The organism is Schumannella sp. 10F1B-5-1, assembly GCF_006517535.1.
In the GTDB taxonomy this organism is placed as follows: Bacteria; Actinomycetota; Actinomycetes; order Actinomycetales; family Microbacteriaceae; genus Schumannella.
This window is the reverse complement of the sequence record NZ_VHQH01000256.1, coordinates 1-280: the sequence shown is the minus strand read 5'-3', so window position 1 is coordinate 280 and position 280 is coordinate 1. Positions and strand designations below refer to the sequence as shown.

The following is a 280-nucleotide window of genomic DNA, read 5'->3' as shown; positions in this document are numbered from 1 at the left end:
GCCTGCTCAACACCGTCTGGGGCATGGTCGCGCCGAGCCTGCTGATGACCCCCTTCGCGCTCTTCTTCCTCCGGCAGTTCTTCCTCAACATCCCGCGCGATGTCGAGGAGGCGGCGATGCTCGACGGCGCCGGCAAGATCCGCATCTTCTGGCGGGTGGTGCTGCCGATGGCGCAGGGCCCGCTCATCACCATCGCGCTCATCACCGTCGTGTGGGCGTGGAAGGACTACCTGTGGCCGCTCCTCATCGGCCGCGACGAGTCGGTGCGCACCGTGACGGT

Annotated in this window: 1 protein-coding gene; it reads left to right on the top strand. The window is 67.5% G+C overall.

Annotated elements, in window-relative coordinates; translation table 11 throughout:
* Window positions 1-23: 23 nt before the first annotated feature.
* A partial coding sequence (locus FJ658_RS15610; RefSeq protein ID WP_255447772.1) for an ABC transporter permease subunit occupies window positions 24-280 on the top strand: 257 nt, incomplete at its 3' end.